10 protein-coding genes are annotated in these 20,689 nt (G+C 72.2%); 3 read left to right on the forward strand and 7 right to left on the reverse strand.

Annotated elements, in window-relative coordinates; genetic code table 11:
- From IE198_RS02180 to IE198_RS02190, 3 genes are read right to left on the reverse strand one after another with little or no spacing between them, the layout of a single operon-like run.
- A complete protein-coding gene (locus IE198_RS02180) occupies nucleotides 1-303 on the reverse strand; it encodes an acyl carrier protein (RefSeq protein ID WP_189881990.1) in 303 nt (100 codons plus the stop codon).
- Entirely contained in the window at nucleotides 300-4,730 is a 4,431-nt protein-coding gene (locus tag IE198_RS02185; RefSeq protein WP_189881992.1) for a beta-ketoacyl synthase N-terminal-like domain-containing protein, read from the reverse strand. The genes IE198_RS02180 and IE198_RS02185 overlap by 4 nt, the downstream gene beginning before the upstream one ends.
- Nucleotides 4,723-11,472 (reverse strand): SDR family NAD(P)-dependent oxidoreductase, encoded by a 6,750-nt coding sequence (locus IE198_RS02190; protein ID WP_373299739.1) that lies wholly within the window; start codon nucleotides 11,470-11,472, stop codon nucleotides 4,723-4,725. The genes IE198_RS02185 and IE198_RS02190 overlap by 8 nt, the downstream gene beginning before the upstream one ends.
- Before the next feature lie 350 nt (nucleotides 11,473-11,822).
- Between IE198_RS02190 and IE198_RS02195 the strand changes: the two genes are divergently transcribed.
- The 3 genes from IE198_RS02195 to IE198_RS02205 all read left to right on the forward strand — a co-directional run bounded on the left by IE198_RS02195 (nucleotide 11,823) and on the right by IE198_RS02205 (nucleotide 14,233).
- A complete protein-coding gene (locus IE198_RS02195; protein ID WP_189881994.1) occupies nucleotides 11,823-12,716 on the forward strand; it encodes a LysR family transcriptional regulator in 894 nt (297 codons plus the stop codon).
- A 385-nt stretch (nucleotides 12,717-13,101) separates the two neighbouring features.
- Nucleotides 13,102-13,443: a hypothetical protein gene (locus tag IE198_RS02200; protein ID WP_189881996.1), complete on the forward strand. Its 342-nt coding sequence runs from the start codon at nucleotides 13,102-13,104 to the stop codon at nucleotides 13,441-13,443.
- 202 nt (nucleotides 13,444-13,645) lie between these two features.
- On the forward strand, nucleotides 13,646-14,233 hold the full coding sequence (locus IE198_RS02205) for a response regulator transcription factor (RefSeq protein ID WP_189881997.1): 588 nt from the start codon (nucleotides 13,646-13,648) through the stop codon (nucleotides 14,231-14,233).
- 10 nt (nucleotides 14,234-14,243) lie between these two features.
- On the opposite strand, the gene IE198_RS02210 is transcribed toward IE198_RS02205, so the two are convergent.
- The 4 genes from IE198_RS02210 to lanKC form a co-directional block, all read right to left on the reverse strand.
- The gene (locus IE198_RS02210) at nucleotides 14,244-16,001 is read right to left on the reverse strand and encodes an ATP-binding cassette domain-containing protein (RefSeq protein WP_189881998.1); all 1,758 of its coding nucleotides are present in this window, start codon (nucleotides 15,999-16,001) and stop codon (nucleotides 14,244-14,246) included.
- Entirely contained in the window at nucleotides 16,001-17,764 is a 1,764-nt protein-coding gene (locus IE198_RS02215) for an ABC transporter ATP-binding protein (protein ID WP_189881999.1), read from the reverse strand. The genes IE198_RS02210 and IE198_RS02215 overlap by 1 nt, the downstream gene beginning before the upstream one ends.
- Nucleotides 17,765-17,891: 127 nt before the next feature.
- Complete coding sequence (locus IE198_RS02220) at nucleotides 17,892-18,023, reverse strand: SapB/AmfS family lanthipeptide (protein ID WP_100111498.1); 132 nt, start codon at nucleotides 18,021-18,023, stop codon at nucleotides 17,892-17,894.
- 66 nt (nucleotides 18,024-18,089) lie between these two features.
- Nucleotides 18,090-20,687: a class III lanthionine synthetase LanKC gene (lanKC, locus tag IE198_RS02225; protein ID WP_189882000.1), complete on the reverse strand. Its 2,598-nt coding sequence runs from the start codon at nucleotides 20,685-20,687 to the stop codon at nucleotides 18,090-18,092.
- Nucleotides 20,688-20,689: the final 2 nt, after the last annotated feature.

Here is a 20,689-nt window from a genome sequence, read left to right on the forward strand (position 1 = left end):
TCAGGCGGCCGGAGCCGACACGGGTGTGCCGGAGATATGGGCCACGAGGTCGCCGACCGTCAGCGCCAGGATCTCCTCCATGTCCTTCTCGGCCAGGAAGGAGATCAGGTCCGCCGCGGCGCCGTACCGCTGCCGGAGCAGTTCGGCGAGCGCGACGAACTCGATGCTCTCCAGCGCCAGGTCCTCGTTGAAGGTGGTGTCGAACGTGACTTCTTCCGCGAGGAGGAACTCGTCGCCGACGGTCTGCACGAGCATGGCGGTGATCTCGGCGAGTATGCGCATCGCCGTGGGGTCGGTTGTCATGGCTGGGCTCCGTCCGGGTCGGGGGTGGGAGGTACGGTCCAGGCGACGACGTGCGGGGTGGGTGCGGTGTCCGGTCCGGACAGGTCGTGCACGGTTTCGGTTCGTACGCAATGGGCGCGGCCATCCGGAGAGACCACGCGGAGCCCGGCCGTTGTGTCGGTGACGGTCCACTGCCGAAGGCGTCCGCCCAGGCCGGTGCCCTCCGCCTTGGCCGCGGCTTCCTTTGCGCACCAGAGCGTGGTGAGCGCGTGCGCCTCGCCGTGCCCGTCACGGGCGGCGATCTGTTCGGCGAGCCGTCGTTCGTCGGCGGTGAGCGCGACACGACTCAGGGCGGCGGGGTCCTCGGTGACGGTCTCGATGTCGATGCCGACGGCGTGGGTGGGGTGGGCATACGCCACCGCGAGGCGGTCCTTGTGGGCCAGCGACATCCGCAGCCCGGCGGTGAGCGGGCCCTCGGGGTGCGGGCGGCCCGCCTCGTCATTGCCGACCGTGACCTCCACGGGGAACAGGGGTCCGGCACCACGGTCCCAGAGGAGCCGGCGTACGGCGTCCTTCGCGGCGATCCGCCCGAGCAGCCAGGCCGCGCGGGCTCGCGGCGCGCGCTGTTCGTACGCGGCCCGCTCGGCCGCACCGAGATAGCGCCGCATCACCAGCTCCTGCGAGGCGGGATCGGTCCAGCGACGCCGGGCCAGACACCAGCCGCCGGGCTGCGGCTCGCCGATGCCGCAGATCTCCGGCGTGAACTTCATCGGCCACACCCGCTCGTCGGCGGCAAAGCGCCGGTACGTCCAGCCGTCCAGCCGGGCCAGTACGGTGCCGTCCGCGCGGACGAGCTCCACGTCGCCCTGTACGGCGTCCGGCCGCACGGAGCGGATGCGGGCGGTGGCGCGGATCAGCGAGCCGTCGCGGGGCACCGGTCCGTACAGGCTGACCCGCTCCAGCGAGGCGGGGAACACCAGCCGGTCGACCGGCAGCCGCAACTGCATCCAGTGGCCGAGGAGTTGACCGGCCGCGTCGAGCAGCGCGCCGGGCGCGGGCAGGGCGCGCAGCACCCCGCGGATGCCGTCGTCGGCGACGGCGGACACCTCGTGGACACCGGCGAAGCCGGGACCGTGGAACATCCACCGGTCGCGGTAGAGGGCCTCGGCGCTGACGGGGGCCGGGCCTTCACGGGTCAGTGCGGAACGATCGGGTGCGGGAGGGGAGGGGTGGCGGGATCCGAGCACGACGGTGACGCTCGCGCACCCGCCGATCTCCACGCGTACACGCCCGCCGGCCTCCGGAGTGACGGTGAACTCCGCGTCGACGGGGGGCGCGACGGGCAGCCAGCGCAGAGCCCGTACGTCGTCGAAACCGGTCACGGTGGTCTGCGGCACCGCTTGGAGGGCGGCGTCCGCGGCGAGGTCGAGCAGGGTGGTCATGGGGACGACGGGGAAGCGGTCGGAGGGCTCGGGCCAGGCGTCGGGCTGGAGGTAGACGCAGTGGTCGCGGACGTAGGGCATGGTGTCGAGGGACAGCCGTCGGGTGGTGACCACGGACGCCGGCGGGGTACGCCAGCCGTCGGCGACGGCGCGCGCCGCTTCCTCGGCCTCGTCGAGCACGGCGTCGAGGGCCAACTGCAGTCGCGGCCGATCGGCGAGGTGCGTGCGGGCGGTCGTGGGCGGTCCGGCCAGTTGGAGCGTAGGCGCGGCGGGACCGAGGCGGATGAGGGGCGAGCCGAGATCGAGGGGGACGGAGCGGGGCGCGGGGCCGGCGGGCATCGCGGAGTCGGCTGCATCTGTCGGCGCCACCGGCTCGGTGCTCATCAGGGCAACGGATTCCGGCTCGCGTTCGACCAGAGCGTCCCAGTGAACGTCCCGGCCTTCCGTCCACAACGCGGCCGCCAACGCGCGTAGTTGGGCGACGCCGGTGTCTGCCCGGGACGCACCCGCCGAGACCGCCAGATGGGGGTGGCCGTGCAGGGTGTCCGAGACGAAGCCCGGGAGGCTGCCCGGGCCCAGCTGGACGAAGGCGCGCACGCCCTCCGCGTACAGGCGGTTCGTCAGCTCCCGAAAACGCACCGGCTCCAGCAGGTGGCGGAGCACCACATCCCGTACCTCGCGCTCGTCGGCGGGGTACGGCGCGACTGTGGTCGCCGACCAGACCGGCACCGTCGGGGGCCTCAGCGGCAGGCGGCCGAACGCGGCGCGGACCTGGTCGAGGTACGGGGCCCACATCGGCGTGTGAAAGCCCGAACGGAACGGTAGCTCCTGTGTGAGCACACCCTGCCCGGCCAGCCGCCGCAGCGCTTCCCCCACCGGGCGGGGCTCTCCGCAGAGCACCGACTGGTGGGGGCAGTTGTCGTGGCTGACGGCCACCCCGTCCATGCCTTCCAACACCTCGGCCACCTGCCGGGATCCGCAGCCGACGGCCGCGTACACCAGATCCGGAACATCGAGGTCGCCCGGCCGCAGCGAGTCGAGGAACGTGTCGACGGCCCGCTGTGGATACATCCCGGCGACCACCATCGCGGTCCACTCGCCCAAGCTGTGCCCCGCCAACAGTTCGGCGTTTATGCCGAGTTCGGGCAGGACGCGGGCGAAGAACCGGCCGACGGTGATGGCGTCCACCGCTCGCTCCACCAGCGTGCCGCCGTCCGTCAGGGCGGGCCGGGGCAGGCCGAAGTGGTCGGCGACATCGGCGACGTACGGCGCGAAGTCCGGCTCCAGGCCCGGGAAGACGAACGCCAGCAGGCCGTCGTGCGCGAGCAGCGGGCTGGGGGTGAACCAGACGCCGCCGCGACCACGCCACGGCCTGCCACGAGCCACGACCGCCGCGGCCAGCGCCTGGCGCTTGGGGGTCAGTCCGAGGACGGCGAGGCGGCAGGGTCCGGCCGTCGACGGCATGACTTCTCCAGGCAGCGCCTCGACCAGACGGCCGAGTTCGGCAGGAGTCGCGGCGGCCAACAGCGTGACATCGGCCGACACGGGCCGTCGGACACGGCCGGCCGGGACGACTGCTCCCGGTGCCTCCTCCAGCACCACATGCGCGTTGATCCCGCCGAACCCGAACGCGTTCACCCCCGCCCGCCGCGGCCCGCTCCCACGCCGCCAGGGCTCCGCCTCCGTCACCGGACGCATCCGTGTCCCGGCAAAGCCCTCGTGCGGCTCTTCCAGATGGAGGGTCGGCGGCAGCGTCCCGTGGTGCAGGGCGAGTACCGCCTTGATCAGCCCGGCCATCCCGGACGCCTGCATGGTGTGGCCGAGCATCGACTTCACTGAGCCCATCGCCACCGGTTCGGCGCCCGGCGTACGCCGCCCGAACACCTCACCGAGCGTCGCGAGTTCGGCCTCGTCGCCGACCGGCGTTCCGGTGCCGTGCGCCTCGAGCAGACCGAGCGCGTCGGGCGCTGTCGGGTCGAGGCCGGCCTGCGACCAGGCTTTCCGCAGAGCACGGACCTGGCCGTCGACCAGCGGGCTCATCAGGCTCGCGGCCCGGCCGTCGCCCGCGACGCCCACTCCCCGTACGACGGCGTAGACGCGGTCGCCGTCGCGCTCGGCATCGGCCAGGCGTTTGAGGAGTACGACTCCGGTGCCCTCGGACAACAGTGTGCCGTCGGCGCGGCGGTCGAACGGGCGGATGTGCTGGCTCGGGCTCAGCGCCCGCAGCTGGGTGAAAACGCTCCAGAGCGTAGCGATATGGCAGTGGTGCACGGCTCCGGCGGCCACCACGTCGCAACTGCCGCTCGCCAGCAGACCGACCGCCTGCTCGACGGCGATCAGCGACGACGCGCAGGCGGCGTCGAGTGTGTATGCGGGGCCCCGGAAGTCGAGCCGGTTGGCGGCCCTGGCCGCGGTGAAGCTCGGTACGAGGCCGATCGAGGCCTCCGGCTGCTCGGGCCCGAGTCCGGCCTGGAAGGCGTCGCGTACGGCGGCGATCCGCTCGTCGCCGAGTTCGGGTGCGAGTTCACGCAGGGTCGCGGCGAGCTGATGGGCGGTGCGTACGCGCTGGTCCAGGCGGGCGGTGGCGACGCCCATGAACCCGCCGCGGCCGAGGATCACGCCGATGCGGGAACGGTCGGCGGGCAGCCGCTCCTCGCCTCCCGCGTCGGCCAGGGCCTCGGCGATGACGCGCAGCGCGAGGAGCTGATCGGGCTCCGCGCCCGCCACGGCCGCGGGCATGATGCCGAAGCGGGTCGGATCGAACGCGGTGAGGTCGTCGATGAATCCGCCGCGCCGGCAGTAGAAGTGGTCGCTGCGGGCGAAGCCCTCTGACGCGCCCGGGTCGTAGTAGACCTCAGGGTCCCAGCGGTCGGGCGGCACATCGCTGATCGCGTCGGTGCCGGCGAAGAGATTGCGCCGGTAGGCGGCCAGGTCCCCGGCACCGGGGAAGACCGCGCCCATGCCGACGATGGCGGCGTCGGTCGGGCGTGGCCCGCCGTCAGCCATGGGAGGTCTCCCCCGCCATGAGTACGACCTGCCCCTCGGTGCCGTGCGCGAGTTCGGCGAGGAACGCCGCGGTCCCCGCTGCCGGATCAAGGACCGGGATTCCGCGGCTCGCGTACATCCGTTCCAGCTCGGGTGTGACCATGCCGCCGGCCTCGGCTGCCCACGGCCCCCAGTCGACACTCAGCACACGGCCTGGGAACCGGCGTGACCAGGCAGGGTTGGTGGCGAGCGTGTCCAAGGCTTCGTTGGCGGCCGCGTAGTCGGCCTGGCCGCGGTTGCCGAAGACACCGGCGACGCTGCCGAAGAGAGCGAGGAAGGCGGGGGCCCGATCCTCGCCGTGGTCGGCGGCGGCGTGGGCGAGGTGGCGGGCGGCGTCGACCTTGGTGGCGAAGACCCGCGCGAAGGATGCCGGGTCCTTGTCGGCGAGCCGGCGGTCCTCGATGGTTCCGGCGCCGTGCACGATGCCGTCGAGACGGCCGTGGCGCGTACGGATGTCGTGCACGACGGCGCGTACGGCTTCGGCGTCGGTCACGTCGGCGACGTGGTAGCGCACCGAGGCGGCTGTGCTGTTGAGGGCGGCGAGCGTGGCCCGCACCTCACGCGCGGCGAGGATGCGGGTCGCCTCGTTCTCGATTTCGGCGGGTGTGCGCAGGCCTTTCCCGAACAGGGCGGCACGCAGGGATACACGGTCGTGGGCGTGGCCGACGGCCGGGTCCTCGGCGTCCTCGGGCCGTGAGGTGCGGCCGACGACTTCGATGTGGCAGCCGGTCGCCTTGGCGAGGGCGAGGGCCGTACGCGCGGTGATGCCACGGGCTCCCCCGGTGAGGAGGACGACGGCGTCACGGCCGATCGGGAGCGGTGGCATCGCTTCGGTGACCGGCAGGGGCGCGGACACGGTCCGCAGGGTGTTGCGGGTGCCGTTGGTGTAGCCGATGACCAAGGGCTCCTCGGGCGCGCACAGTTCGGCGATCAGATGGGCGGCGATCCGCACGGGGCGGTCCTTGGGGTCGACGTCGACGGCGCGTACCGCGGTGCCGGGGTGCTCGATCGCCGCGGTGCGGGCGAAGCCGTACAGTCCGGCGCCGGGGACGGGGTCGGACGAGCCGGTCCGGCCGAAGTCGCCGCCGCGGCCGGTGACGAGCAGGAGCCGGTGCGTTCCTGCGGTCAGAATGTCGCGCAGCGCGGCGAAGTTCTCCGGAAGCACGGGCGCGGGGGCGGGTCGCAGGGCGCTGAGGTCCACGACGCCGTCTGCTCCCGCAGCGTCCGCGAGCCGGTCCGGGTGGAGCGTGCGCACCTCTGCGCCATGGGACTCCAGTACGGCGGCGAGGGCGGCGGCGACACCGAGCCCGTCGTCGACGACGGCGAGCCGCAGTCCGGGGAGTACGTCGGCGGGGTCGCGGGTGTTGGCCGGCCCGACGGGGACGACCTCGACGAGCAGCCTGTCCGGCAGCGGCACCGGGGCCGCCGCCACTTCCTCGGGGGCCGGGGGCCCGGAGGCCCGCACCGACCCGTCGGCCGACACGGCTTCCGCCGCCGCGTCCCGTGTCACGATCCAGTCGACGATCCCGCCGATCGTCTTCAGCCGGGACAGTTCCTCGACGGCCGAATCGGCCGGGCCGTCCGCTCCCCGCGGCAGCCCGATCCGTTCGGCCAGCGCGCCGATGATCTCCACCCTCTTGATGGAGTCGACCGAGAGGTCGGCCTCCAGATCCAGCGTGGGGTCGAGCATCTCCCTCGGGTAGCCGGTCCTGACGTGGACGATTTCCAGGACCGCGTCGAGGAGTTGATCGGGCGTCAGAGGCCGATGACCGGCCGTGGGCTCATCGGAGTCGACCCGCACTGGCGCAGGCACCGCCTGCGGCTCCGGCAGCGGCTCCGGCACAGCTCTCGGAGCTGCCTCAGCGCCCAAGTACCCCAGCAGTACGTCCCGCTGCGCGGCCACGAGTTCCCGTGCCCCACGCAGGTACTCCAGTACTGCGTCCTCCCGCCGGTCCACGGCCTCCGCCGCCGCACGAACCGGGGTCACCCGCCGTGCCGGAAGCAGTCCACCCGCCACCGGAACGCCGTCCGCCGTGCGGACGAGGTGGCCGTCGACCAGCCATCCGGCTCGGCGGGGCGGCTCAGCAGGCAGGGCGGAGGCGCGGCCGGCGAACAAGGGCTCCGGGTCGAACGGGACCCCGGCGGCGACGAGTTCGCCCAGTGCGTTCAGCAGGCTGGCCAGGCCGTGCTCGCCCACGACGTCGATCGGCACCGCGGTGTGCGGCCGGTCGCCCAGAATGCGCCCGACGAGGCCCGTGAGCACCCGGCCCGGGCCGGCCTCCACAAAGGTCCTCACTCCCGAGGCGTACATCGCTTCGATCTGCTCGGCGAATCGCACGGGTTCGGCGAGTTGACGCGCAAGGAGCGCCCGCAGGGACGCCGCCTCGACCGGATAGGGGCTCGCGGTCGTGTTGGACCACACAGGGATGGCGGGCTCGGTGACGGACGCAGCGGCCAGCTCGGAGGCCAGCGCATCCGCTGCCGCCGCGACGACCTCGCTGTGGAACGCGCAGGCGACCGGAATGCGTTCTGCCCTGATTCCCGCGTCTCGCAGCGCTCCGATCGCGGCGTCGACCGCCGCGGTCGGGCCGGAGATGACGCTCTGCGCCGGTGCGTTGTGGTTGGCGACGACGCATCCGGGCGGCAGTTCGGGCAGCTCGCTCGGCGCCGCGGACACGGCTGCCATCGTTCCCGGGTCGTCGCCTGCCGCGGCGAGGATCGCATCGGCACGCCGGTCGCTGAGCCGCAGCAGCGTCTCGGTGTCGTACGCGCCTGCCGCCCAGAGCGCGACGAGTTCGCCGTACGAGTGGCCGGCAGTGCAGTCGGGACGTATGCCGAGTGAGGTGAGCAACTGGTGAGCGGCGGCGCCCGCGATGCCGAGGGCGGGCTGGGCGGTGCGGGTGTCGGTGACGGCGGCGCGCTGGGCGGCGCGCTCCTCGGGGGTGAAGGCGGCGGGCGGGAACATCGCGGCCGCGAGGCGTGGATCCGCCTCGTACAGCAGCCCGCGCAGGTGGGGAAAGGCGATGAACAGGTCGTTCAGCATGCCCGGGCGCTGGCTGCCCTGGCCGGGGAAGAGGAAGGCGGACCGGCCGCCCGAAGCGGGCGCGGCGTCGTGCACGTAGACGCCCTCGCCACAGGCGTGAGTCCGGGCCCGGTCCAGCTTCGCGGGCAGGTCGTCCAGGCCCGTGGCGACGACCGCGATCCGGATGGCTCCTTCGCCGCGCGAGGTCTCGGCGGCGAGGTCGCGCAGGGGCCAGGGCCGACCGGCCGCGTCGTTCTGCTCCAGGCGCGCGGCGAGGCGGTCGATGGCGCCGAGCGCGGCGTCCCGGTCGGCTCCGCGGAAGCAGAACAGCTCGGCGGGCCAGGCGTCCAGCCCGTGCTCGGGCTCACCGCCGCCGTAGGGTCCGTCCTCATGACCCGAGAGCACTGCGTGGTAGTTGGTGCCGCCGAAGCCGAAGGCGCTGACGCCCGCGAACCGCTTTCCCGGGGGCGCGGTCCACGGCCTGGCCTCGGTGTCGAAGCAGAAGGGGCTGACGTCGGGCCTCCAGTCGGGGTTGGGGCCGGCCAGATGCAGCGTCGGCGGCCGTACGCCGGAGTGCACGGCCCGTGCCGCCTTGATCAGCCCGGCCAGGCCCGCGGCGCATTTGGTGTGGCCGAGCTGCGACTTCACGGATCCGAGCGAGCAGGAACCCGTCCCGGAGTCTGCGAAGACCTCGGTGAGGACGGCCAGTTCGGTGCTGTCGCCGACGACGGTTCCGGTGCCGTGTGCTTCCACCAGGCCGATCTCGGCAGGTGCGATTCCCGCGCGCCGGTAGGCGCGTTCCAGGGCCCGTCGCTGTCCTTCGGGCCGGGGCGCGGTGAGGCCGAGGGATCGTCCGTCGCTGGACGCGCCGACGGCCTTGACGACGGCGTAGATGCGGTCACCGTCGCGTTCGGCGTCCGCGAGGCGTTTGAGTACGACGCAGGCGACGCCTTCACCGAGTGCGATGCCGTCGGCGGATGCGTCGAAGGGCCGACAGCGGCCGGTGGGCGACAGGGCTCGTACGGAGGCGAACATCAGGTAGTCGTTGATGCCGTTGTGCACATCGGCGCCGCCGCAGAGCACCATGTCGCTGTCCCGGTCGCGCAGCTGCTTGCAGGCCAGGTCGAGTGCGGCGAGCGAGGACGCGCAGGCGGCGTCGATGGTGCAGTTGGCGCCGCCGAGGTCGAGTCGGTTGGCGACACGTCCGGCGATGACGTTCGCGAGGACTCCGGGGAAGGAGTCCTCGGTCAGCTTGGGTAACTGCTCGTCGAGTTCGGGCGGCAGCCGGCCGAGATAGCCGGGGTGCAGGGCGCGGAAGCCGTACGCCCCGGCGAGGTCGGTGCCCGCTTCGGCGCCGAAGACGACGGAGGTGCGGGAGCGGTCGAACTGCCGCCGGCCCGCGTATCCGGCGTCGGTGAGTGCGCGGGCGGCTACGTCGAGTGCGAGCAGCTGCACCGGCTCGATGCTGCCGAGTGAAGCGGGAGCGATGCCGTGTGCGAGCGCGTCGAACGGCGCGGCCGACAGGAAACCGCCCCACCGAGACGGGGTGCGCTCTCCCGCGCGTGCCGGGTCGGGGTCGTAGTGGATCTCGGGGTCCCAGCGGTCGGCCGGGACTTCGGTGACGGAGTCGGTGCCGGCGACGATGTTGGACCAGTACGCGGCGAGGTCGTCCGCACCGGGATAGCGGCAGGCCATGCCGACGACGGCGATGTCCAGCGGTTCCTCGGGCCCGGACGTCGGCGCGCCCGCTCGCAGCTCCTCGAGTCGCTCTTCGAGCAGTCGTGTTGCGCCGTCGGTGACCTTGGTGTGCAGTTCGGCGACGGTGGTGACGGCGGTGCGTGCGGTGGCGATCTGGCCGAGCATGTACAGGCCCTCATCGCGCTGCACGGCCTCGTCCACCGGCACGAGTCCCGTCTCGGTGCGGCGCAGGCCCTTGCTGGCGAGCCGCAGCCGTCCGAGGTTGAGCTTCTCCAGTTCGGCCCAGATCTCGCTCTGGCTCGCGCCGTCCTGCCGCAGCCGTTCCGCCGTGGCGGTGAAGGCGTCGACGTACGGCGTGGTGGCGCACCGGGTCGCATGGCCCGGGGAGGTGTGCAGCAGGCTGGTGGCCTCGCAGCCGATGGCTTCCTGCTGGAAGCCGGGCAGGACGGCTCCGGCGGTGACGGCATCCTCGGTGAACAGATAGGCGGTGCCCATGAGGACCCCGGTCCGGGCTCCGCGCTCGGCCAGCGGGCCTGCGGCGGTCATGGCCATCGCGGCGGACCGCTCGTCGTGGATGCCGCCGGCGAACAGCACGTCGAGTTCGGCGGCGTACGGGCACGCGAGCAGCCGGTCGATCTGCTCCTCCCAGAGCGGGAAGGCGGCGCGCGGGCCGATGTGGCCGCCGCACTCCAGCCCTTCGAAGACGAACCGCCGCGCGCCTTCGGCGAGAAACTGCTCCAGCAGTCCTGGCGAGGGCACATGCAGATAGGTCCGGGTGCCTGCGGCCTCCAGCTCGGCGGCCTGCGCGGGCCGGCCGCCGGCGATGATCGCGTACGGGGGTCGGGCGTCGGCGACGGCGGCGAGCTGTTCGCGGCGCAGTTCGTCGGGCGCGAAGCCGAGCAGGCCGACGCCCCAGTCACGGCCGGCCAGGCGTGCGGCGGTCTCGGTGAGCAGTTCGCGTACGTCGGAGCCGTTCATCACGGCCAGCGCGACAAAGGGCAGCCCGCCCGACTGCGCCACGGCGCAGGCGAAGGCGGGCCGGTCGCTGACGCGGGTCATGGGCCCTTGGGCGACGGGCAGATGGCCTTCGCCGGGGCGAGGCTGGAGCGGACGGGCCAGTACGGCCGCTTCGAGGTGGTCGGTGATGGCCGCTCGCACCGCCTGTACGACGGAGCCGGTGGTGCGGTGGCGCGCGGCGAGCCGGGCGGCGGCGGCTCCGTCCTGGCCGACGGGCAGCGGCTGCGTGCGCAGACCGCGGGCGCCGAGCTGTTCGGCGACGTCGCCGTGAACGGGTGCCAGATCGGGGCGGGTGTAGATGCGGTGGCCCCCGACGACAGTGGTTTCGCTGCCGTCCATGGCCCGGATGGCGGCCTCGACGTCGGCGGGTAGTCCGTTCACGCCTTCGGTGGTGAGCGCGAGCTGGGTGTCGAGTACGACGCCGGCGGCCCCGCCCGCGACGGCTGCGGCGGCCGTGTGCATTCCGATGCCCCCTGCCGCATGGATCGGCACGGTCAACTCCGGGTCGGCAAGGAGCCGTTGGAGCAGGACAAAGGTGGTCAGTTCGCCGACGCGGCCGCCCGCCTCGTGTCCTTTGGCGACGAGTCCGGACGCTCCGGCGGTGACGGCGGCACGGGCCTCGGCGATGTCGACGACCTCGGCCCACACCCTGCGCGTGGCCGTGCGCGCCCCCCATTCTGTCGTTCCGGTGCGCCAGTGCTCTGCGGCGAGCAGGACGGTGTCCACTGTGTCGGGCAGTTCGTCCGGTGCGACGAGGCATCCGGCCGGTATTCGTACGCCGTACCCCCGTCCCCGCAGTGAGTCCATCGCGGCCCGCGCCCGTTCACGATCCCTGCCGAGGTCGAGCATGCCCAGCGCGCCGGCACGTTCCGCGGCCGCGACCATCCGCGCGTCGGGCTCCTCGAACGGGCTCACCACGACGACGAGATCCCGTACGGCGTGCCGGAGGGTGGGGTGAGGGATCACGGGCTCTCCTTGGGTTCCGAGCAGGGCCGGGCGGGGGAGCGAGCGTGGCGCATGTGCCTCATGTCCATGGAATACCGGTGGCACGGCACCGCGGATACGCAGGCATGACAGGCGCACCGCGACGGGTCCCAGGAGGTACGGGCTCCTGTTCGTCAACCCGGTACCGGGCGGTAACCCGATGCCGTTGAATCCTGCGGCGGTCGGCCGCCAGAGTCAACGCTCAGCCGCCGGCCATGCCACAGAGGTATGGCACGTCGCCTGCGGAACCACCCTCAACTCCCCCGTATTGACCGGAGTTTGTTCCCACTCGCGCTCTTACACCTGCAACACCCCAGGGCTACCGTCCACACATGACCCCCACACTTCAGCAGCTGCGTTACCTCGTCGCCGTCGCGGACTGCCGATCCATCACGGCCGCGGCGTACTCGGTCTACGTCGCCCAGCCCGCGCTCTCCCGGTCCATCCAGTCGCTCGAACGCGACTTGGGGGTGGAGCTCCTCGAACGCACGACCTCGGGCGCGACGCTCACGCCGGAAGGCGCTCGTGTCGTGCGGCTGGCCCGCACCGTCCTTGACGCCGTGGAGGCGATCGAGGACATCCGTCCGGCGCATGCGGGCTGCTCGCGCGCCTCGCTGGCGGTCGCCGCGACGCCGACCCTCTCACTGGATCTCGCCGCCGACCTGGTGCCCTCCTTCGCCGAGCGCCATCCCGCCATCGACGTACGCCTGCTCCAGCACGACAGCCGCGAGGCGCTCGTGCGGGCCCTGAGCGACGGCGCGGCGGAGCTGGCGCTGGTCGATCTGCCGGTCGACAAAGAACTGTTCACGCACCATCTGCAGGACCGGGAGATCGTCCTGATCTCGCCCCCCGGCTCGGGGCTGCCCGATCCGGTTCCGTTCCGCATGCTCGACGGTCTGCGGATGGTGCTGCCGACGCCCGGTACCGGCCCTCGCGCGGAGCTCGACGCGATGTTCGGCCGGCTCGGTGTACGGCCCGTCGCGGTGGTCGAGTCGGACGAGCGGCCGGCGTGGGTGACCAGCGTCGCCGACGGTCGTGGCTCGCTGATCTGGTACCGGGACATGGTCTTACGGGCCTTCGGCAGTCGCGTGGAAGTCCGATCGTTCACACCGCCGTTGCTGCGTGCCGTCGACATCGTGCACCCGCGCCGCCCGCTCAGCCGCGCCGCCCGCGCGTTCCTCTCGCACGCCCGGCACAACGCAGCGGTGCGGGAGCCTGCGAGATAGGGCGACGGGTCCTCGTGCCCGCCGGGCATCGACCCATGCCCGACCGGCGGTACGCGCTTGGGGCCTGGAGCGCTCGACGTTGCTGACGGTTCGGCGCCCCGACGGCCGGCTTCTGCCGGGTTCCTGGCGGTGTGACCCGTGTCGCGATCTGTTTCCAGCGGTCACGATCACGTCGGGGCATGGCTTTGCTGCCGAGGAGCGCGAGATCGATCGTTGGAACCCACAGCGCGCTCAGTGGCGTGTCCAGTTCCGCAGGGCTGCGTCGGACAAGCATCGACCTGCCGTGAAGTGCTACTTCGTCGAAGGCGTGGGCTTGACCTGCGTGCTCGTCGATGGGCTGTGTGGTCCCCAGGTCACCTGCGAGGGGATCCGTTTGATAGGCCGTGTGGCGTCGGAGTTGGACGCGGAGATGGAGGCGCGTGCTGTAGAGCGGGACTTGGGTATCTGGTACTGCCCTACGGGCGACCTGGGCTGGCCCGACTTCGAGTTCGATCGGGGCGCGCCGGCTCACCGGGGTCGGCTGTGCGCCGACCCGTCCCGCGCCCGACGGACCGCCTGTCTGCTCGCCGGGGAGCTGAACGCCGCCCACGGGCACCGATTGCGTCGCCGGCAGGAGCCCGGGATCACCGGCGATGACGGTGAATCGTTGTGGGGCCAGGTGCCGGGCCGCACCGGACGGCCGCACGGAGGACCGGCCGAGGACCGGACGGCGTGCCCCGCGCCCTGAGCCGCCCGTCGAATCCTGCCACGCGGTGGAAGCCCTCGGACCGGAGGGAAAGCTGACGTCGCCCGGTGGAGGCCGGTCCCGCCGCTCGGACGAACGGCAACCTACAGCTGGCCGAAAGTCGAGCCATCGCTCCCTTCGAGCCGGGTAGGCGTCGGCCTGGCGCGGCGCACGTTCCGGTACTTCCTGTCGAAGTGAGGCGAACATGATCCGGGTGTTACTGGTGCACGACACATGGCTTATGCGTTCGGCCCTGACCGCGCTGCTGGATTCTGCGGAGGGCATCGAGGCGTCGTCCGCCTGCTGGGAGAGCGCCCCTGACCAGGCTCACTCGCTGCAGCCCGACCTCTGCGTGGTGGACGCGGACTGTCCCGGTTTCTCCCGGTTACCGGACCATCCAACGGGACAGAGATGCGAACTGCTCGTCCTGGCCACCTCGTGCCGGCCCGGCGTGCTGCGCCGTGCCGCCCAGGCCAGGGCGCTGGGTTTCGTGAACAAGGACGCCTCGCCGACCCTGTTGCTGAACGCGATCAGACTTGTGGCGGCCGGGAAGCGGTACGTCGACGCCTCGCTCGCTCCGGACCTCGTCCAGGCGGCCGATATGAAGCTGACTCCACGTGAGCTGAGCGTGCTGGCGCTCGCTGCGGAGGGCGCGTCCGTCCCTGAGACCGCCGGTACCCTGCGACTGAGCAAGGGAACCGTGCGGAACTACATGTCCGCAATCATCCGCAAGACCAACGCCCGTAACTGGGCGGACGCCGTACGCATTTCGAACGGGGCGGGTTGGGTGTAGGCGGGCAGTCTCAGTTCTTCTCGGCGTGCCAGCGTCCCACCAGGTCACGGTACAGCGGGGACCGGTCGATCAGTTCCTGATGGCTCCCGCACGCGGCCGTGAGGCCGTCGAGCACCAGTATCCGGTCGGCACGCCGAGCCGAACTGATCCGGTGGGCAACCACGATCAGCGTCCCGGGCCGCTCGGCGAAGGCCTGTTCTGCCCGGGCCTCGGCCGCCGGATCGAGGTGGCAGGTGGCCTCGTCCAGGATGACGAGCGGCGCGGGTGAGACATGCGCCCGTGCGAGCGCGATGAGCTGCCTTTCGCCGTGCGACAGGGCCGCGGGTTCGACCTGCGCGTCGAACCCGCCGAGCCGGTGCACGAGGGTGCCGAGGCCGACCGCCTCCGACGAGGCTTCCACCGCCGACCGCGGAGCTCCGTCCGGGCACAGGTAGAGCAGGTTCTCGTACAAGCTGCCGGTGAAGACGTAAGCCTGCTGCGGGATGAGCACGCGCAGCCGGGAGGGGGCGGCTCCACGACCGGCTTGCGCGTGCGCCGGCCGGCCGTGGAGCCGCACCTCGCCCTCGTCCGGTTCGAGCAGGCCGGCGAGCAGGCAGGTCAGCGTGGACTTGCCGATGCCGCTGGGGCCCACCACGGCGAGGTGCTCGCCGGGCTCGATCGTCACTTCCAGGCCGCGTAGCACGGGCTGCGCCGCCGCGCCGTAGGCGAAGGTCACCGCACGCAGTTCGACCCGCGGTACGTCCGGGTGTGCCGGTGCCTGCGCCGGTCGCTCGGGGGTGCCCGCGGGCGACGGTACGGCCAAGCGAGGACCCGGCACGCGGGACAGCCGGCCGAGGACCACGAGGAGCCTGGTGCCGGCCGCGCCAAGTGTGCTCATCAGGTGGTGCAGGGCGGGCAGCAGAGCCTGCGTCAGATACGTCAGCGCGCCGAGCAGAGCGCCCGCCGTGACGCCCTGACGCCGCAGCCAGGGGGCGGCGACCAGCAGCAGGACCACCGGAAGGTGTCCGGCCACGCCGAGTGAAAGGGAGCGGGCACTCGCCCACCGGGCCAGGGACCGTGCCGCCTTGGCCTCCTGTTCGATCAGCACGTGGGTCCGTGCCGCCATGGGTGCCCCGGCGCCGCAGGCCACCACATCGCGCAGCCCCTGAGCCACCGATCCGAACTGTGCCGCCAGAGCCTCGTCGGCACAGAGGAAGTCGTGTTGTCGGGCGGCCATCGGCGCCAGCGTGGCCAGAAAGAGAAGCAGCCCTGTCACCAGTGGTGGCACCACGACCACCAGCAGGGCGGGAGAGAGCGCAGCAAGACCGAAGAGCGCCCCGACCGAGGTGAAGACGAAGGACCGGGCCACGAGCACCAGCCCCGCGAAGCTGTCCCGTGCGATCTCCGTCTGGTTGGTCAGCCGGGAGACCACCGCGCTGTCAGCGGCGAGCGCCGGTTCGGCCAATGCCTCGTCCAGCGAGCGTGTCACCACCCGGCGCACCAGGCCGTCCCGCAGTGGTTCGACGAGGTCGGCCAGCCCTCGGAAGACACCGCCGGTGGCCAGGCCCCCGATGACGACGGCCAGCGCGGCCACCGCCAGCCACGCCAGCCCGGTGCCGGTACGGCCGGCGAGAAAGCCCCGGTCCAGCGCCATCGCCACGCCGTATCCGCCGAGGAAGGTATGGGCCGATTCCAACAGAGACCAGCCAGTGAGCTTCAGCAGCACGCGTTTGCGGCGGCCGAGGAAGCGCAAGGCCTGCGGAAGGAGCCGTGAGCCCGTCATCGTCATCAACTCCCGCCCGTGTCCCGGACGGTGTCCGCGAACACGGCGCGGTAGTCGGGCTCTTCCCACAGGCTTGCGTGCGGGCCCACCGCGCGGACGCGGCCGTCTTCGACCCATGCGACCAGGTCGGCACGCGCCGCCGAGGAGACACGGTGAGCGATCAGCAGCCGGGTACCGGTCCGGACGTCGTGTACGAGTGCCCGGCCGACGTGGAGTTCGGTGATGCTGTCGAGGCTGGAGGTGGCATCGTCGAGGATCAGCAATCGGCCGGCGTGGGCGAAGGCCCTTGCCAGCCCGAGCCGTTGCAGTTCTCCGCCTGACAGGGGTGCGTCGGTCAGCGGCGCCGCGTACCCGCCGGGCAGAAGCCGGACGAACGTGTCGGCCCCCGCCGCCCGGGCGGAGGCCCCGATCTCGCCCGCTGTGGGCTCGTACTGTCCGAACCCGATGGCTGCTCCGACCGTTTCGCCGAACAGGACCGGCCGTTCGAAGGCGTAGCCGACCTCCCGGCGCAGCTCCGACGGATCGGCCTCGGTCAGCGGTACGCCGTCCAGCAGCACCACCCCGTCGTCCGGGTCGGCCAGCCGTCCGGCGATGGCGGCGAGAGTGGACTTGCCCGCGCCGGAGCGCCCGACGACGGCCATCGTCGTGCCACCGGGCACGACCAGATCCACCCCGCGAAGCACGGGAGCACCGCCCCGGCTGACGGTGACCGATCGCAGCTCGACGCGCCCGGGACCGTCGGCGGGCAGTGGACGCCCTCCATGGCGTACGGCGGGAAGGGCGAGCATGTCGGCAATGCGGCGGGCCGCGGCGCGGCTGCGCAGGAGGGAGTTGAGCTGTCCGACCACCGCGCCCAGGCCGGCGGCGAGGGCGGCGTAGCGGGAGGCCGCAAGCAGGTCGCCCACGGACAGGCTTCCGCCGGCCAGCCGCACCCCGCCGACGGCCAGGACCATCGTGGTGAGCAGGGGCACCAGAATCCCGCTGCCGACCGATGCGCGTCCGTAGACCTGCCACATGCGCCGCCCCTGCGCGGACAGCTCGGACAGCGGCGCCAGCACGCGGGCGAGTTCACGCTCGGCGGTCCCGGCCGCGGCGACGGTACGCGCACCGCCGAGGGCCTCGAGGAGGCGGCCGGCAATGTCCGCCTGCACGCGCTGGTACTGGGAGACGCTGTGGGAGGACCCGCGTGCGAAGCCCCGCAACAACAGTGCCAGCAGGGGGATCCCGGCGAGGAAGACAACGACCAGCCAGAGGTCGATGAGCGCCAGACAGATCAGACCACCGACCGGGACGAGGACCGAGGCCAGACCGATGGCCGCCGTGGTGGGCGCCGTGCCCGCCTCGGCGGCGTTGCCGGTCAGCCGGGTCACCAGGTCGCCCGGGGTGAAGCGGTCGGCGGCCCGGTGCGGCGCGACGGAGAGGAGGTGGTCGGCTCCGCAGCGGCGCAGCCAGGCGGTGGTGCGGGCGCTGGTCGCGCCACCGACCAGCGCCTCCAGGGCGTCGAAGAGGACCTCGGCGGCGACCAGGACGGCGCACAGTACGAGGGCCCGCTCCACCCCTGCGGCGTCTTCGAGCAGCAGGTCGAGTGTTCGCCCGAGCGCGGCGGGCAGCGCGACGGCCGCGGCGGCTGATGCCGCGCTGAACAGGAAGAGGGCGAATATACGGCTCGCGCTGTGCCGTGCCGTACCGGCCAGCACGCCGGAAGCGTCGGCGAGGGGCGGGAGTTGCGCTGCGTTCCGGGGAGGGGCGGGCCGGGGCGTCGGGGCCATGGGGGTGCAGTCCTCGCCTCCGTCGAAGAGATGCGGGCCGGTAACGCCTCGGTCCCGGGCGAAGCTGCTCGCCCGGGACCGCTGCGCCGGTGTCACCACAGAGCCGAAGTCCTGTGGTGAACACGCGTCAGTTACAGGTGGTGACGCTCAGGCTGCTGTCACCGCAGAGCAGCAGGCTCGCGCGGCTGCCGCCGGTCGCGAGCTCGCCGGTGGCCTCGGACTTGGGGGTTTCCATCGTCTGCAGGTCGAGAAGTGCCATGGTGGTGTTCCTCTCCTTCATGGGGACGGATCTTGCTCAGGTCCCCCCGAGTCGGGGGGACCGGTTTCAGGGCCGCTGTGGCGGCGGGAGGAAGGGCAGGTGCACGGGCTGGTCGTGCAGCGCGCTGCCCAGCGCGAGCAGGCAGCCGGCTGTGCCGGTGCTGAGGTCCATGGACAGGCGCATCATCTGCTCGCCGGCGAAGGCGAGATGCCCCTGGTAGGGGACCGCGCCCCACGAGAGTGAGTCGATCTGACGGCGCAGATCGGCGGCGTGGGTGCCCGGGCCTCCGGTCGTGGTGCGGCTCAGGTGCAGGACCATGCCGGCGGCACCGCGGAACAGGCCGGGCTGGGCGTAGAACTTGGCCTGCGCCGCTTGCACGATCTCGCCCCTGGCCTTCTCGAACTCTTCGTCGGCGCGGTGGACGAGGTAGTCGTCGAGCACCATGCCGATGCCGACGCTGCCGGCGCCCAGGTAGGGCATGGTCCGCCAGCCCTCGTCGAGCTGGAGGGCTCCTCCCACGCCTCGTACACAACGGGCCAGGTCCCGGCGCAGTGCGTCGGCGGCCAGGTCCAGCAGGGCGTGGTCGCCGGTCGCCTCGTACAGGCGCAGGTGGAGCAGCGCCGTTCCGGTGGCTCCGTGGAGGAGTCCGGCCCGCGGGGCCCCGGCGCCGGCCGGCCCGGATGAGGGATCGCCGGCCTTGTCGGCCACGAGCCGGGCGCACCGGAGTGCGTGGGCACGAAGGGCACTCTCGCCCGTGGAAGTGGCCAGGGAATCGAGGGCCAGGCCGAGTCCGGCCAGTCCGCTGTGCAGGTCGGGGGCCATGTCCTCCCAGCTCTGGGAGGTGATCGTGTCGACCAGGTCCAGGGCGCGTTCGCGGTGCCCGAGCCGGTCCAGGACCCAGGCGATGCCGGACAGGCCGTCGTAGAAACCGAGTGGGCTGCCGGAAGCAGGCGTCTTCGCGGCTCTCAGCAGCCACTCCTGCGCCTCCGGAGCCGGTTCGGCGCCTGCTTCGGCCAGGGCGTAGAGGACGCCGGCCGCCCCGTAGGCGAAGCAGGCGCCGCCCACGGGCGCGAACTGGGCTATGTCTCCGGGGAAGAAACGATCTTCCCGTTCCGGAGAGGCGGAGGCCAGGATCGCTCGGACCATGGAGTCCCGGCTGCGTGGCCAGTCGTCGAGCTCCACGGGTAAGTAGGGGCCCACCGCGCCACGGGGCCGACCTTCCGGTGTCTCCGTGCCACGATGGCCGCGCAGAATCTCGTCGACCGCTTCCCGGAGGAAGGCGCGGGGCACCGGGAACTGCTCGGCGGCGATCTCCGCCACATGCGCGGCTTTCGCCCGGTCCACGGCGAACAGACTGGTGAGGGGCAGGAACAGGGCCAGGCGCAGGCAGGCCAGGGCGTAGCGGTCGACGTCGAAGCCCCTGCGGTCGGCAGGTGCGACGAATCCGGGGTTGGCGATCACCTGACGCCGGTTCACGTCATCGACAGCGGCGGCCTCGAAGTCCAGCAGCACCACCGAGCGTTCGTCCTCGGACAGCATGATGTTGAAAAGGTGCAGATCGTTGAAGGCCACTCCCCGCGCGTGGATCGCCGATACGGCGTCCTCCACCAGGCGGTGCACCCGCATGGCCCACTCGGTGTACTCGGCGAGCCTCTCCGGGCTGGGATCCGCTTCGATCAGCGGGTGCCGGTGTGCGAAGAAGCTGTTGAGCGGCCGGCCCTCGATGAACTCCATGACGAGGAAGGAGTGCTCGCCCAGGGTGAACCAGTCAAGCACCTCGGGGGTGCAGCCGAGCCCGGACAGCCGCCGCAGCGCATCCCTCTCGCGCTCCAGCCGGGTCACCGCGTCGGCCTCGTCCGCGGCCAGGCCCGCGTGTGGCCGGGCCTCCTTCAGGACCACTTGCTCATCGGTGCGCAGGTCCCGGCCGACGAACACGCCGCCGCCGTTGGAGAAATGCAGAGCTCGCTCGAACCGGTACGGGATGTCGTTGAGCGTGGTGGCGGAGCGGGCAGCCAGATGCGGTTCGAGAAACGCGGGGAGGGTCACCCAGTCCGGGACGTGGAACGTCGGGTCCCTCCGGTCGGGAACGAGTCGTCCATGGTCGTCCTCGACCGCGGGGCACAGCTCACCCCGGTCGTCGTAACAGTGCCGCTCCGTGAAGCTGCCGTAGCGCACATGGACCGGCCCCGCGCCCCAGCGCAAGTCGCTGAGTATGTACGGCCCGGGCTCGCCTCCGAGCAGACGGTCCAGGTCTTCCGCAACAGTACGGCACTGGTCGGCGTCGGCGGGGTAGACGGTGAGGAACTTCCCACTGGCGGCGCGGTCGGCGTATTTGGCGTTGCGGGTGTGCAGCAGGTACCGGCTCGGCATGCACTTGAAGGCGATGGATCGAGGGACGCAGTAGTCCCAGACCCGGGCAAGCACCTTCTCCGCGTTGTCCAGGCAGACGGACACGTGGATCTTCCATCCTTGGCTGGGCAGTGCACTGTCGAGCGGTCGGAACGCCAGCCAGTCGCCTGACCGGTGGCGCTGCCAGCCCTGCGGAAGCTCGCGCCTCACGGTCCGGTAGAAGGCGGCGGAACCGCTTCCTTCCTCGTGCGACCGGTGCGGAGCATCGTAGAACTGCCGGTTCGCGTCGCAGAAGACGGCGTACCCCTTGTTCATCG

It is taken from the genome of Streptomyces xantholiticus, from assembly GCF_014651015.1.
Classification (GTDB): domain Bacteria; phylum Actinomycetota; class Actinomycetes; order Streptomycetales; family Streptomycetaceae; genus Streptomyces; species Streptomyces xantholiticus.

Excerpts from the sequence above, each read along its gene's own strand:
- IE198_RS02180 (WP_189881990.1), bottom strand. The coding sequence starts at position 303 with ATGACAACCGACCCCACGGCGATGCGCATACTCGCCGAGATCACCGCC.
- IE198_RS02185 (WP_189881992.1), bottom strand. The coding sequence starts at position 4,730 with ATGGCTGACGGCGGGCCACGCCCGACCGACGCCGCCATCGTCGGCATG.
- IE198_RS02195 (WP_189881994.1), top strand. The coding sequence starts at position 11,823 with ATGACCCCCACACTTCAGCAGCTGCGTTACCTCGTCGCCGTCGCGGAC.
- IE198_RS02205 (WP_189881997.1), top strand. The coding sequence starts at position 13,646 with ATGATCCGGGTGTTACTGGTGCACGACACATGGCTTATGCGTTCGGCC.
- IE198_RS02210 (WP_189881998.1), bottom strand. The coding sequence starts at position 16,001 with ATGACGATGACGGGCTCACGGCTCCTTCCGCAGGCCTTGCGCTTCCTC.
- IE198_RS02215 (WP_189881999.1), bottom strand. The coding sequence starts at position 17,764 with ATGGCCCCGACGCCCCGGCCCGCCCCTCCCCGGAACGCAGCGCAACTC.
- IE198_RS02220 (WP_100111498.1), bottom strand. The coding sequence starts at position 18,023 with ATGGCACTTCTCGACCTGCAGACGATGGAAACCCCCAAGTCCGAGGCC.
- lanKC (WP_189882000.1), bottom strand. The coding sequence starts at position 20,687 with ATGAACAAGGGGTACGCCGTCTTCTGCGACGCGAACCGGCAGTTCTAC.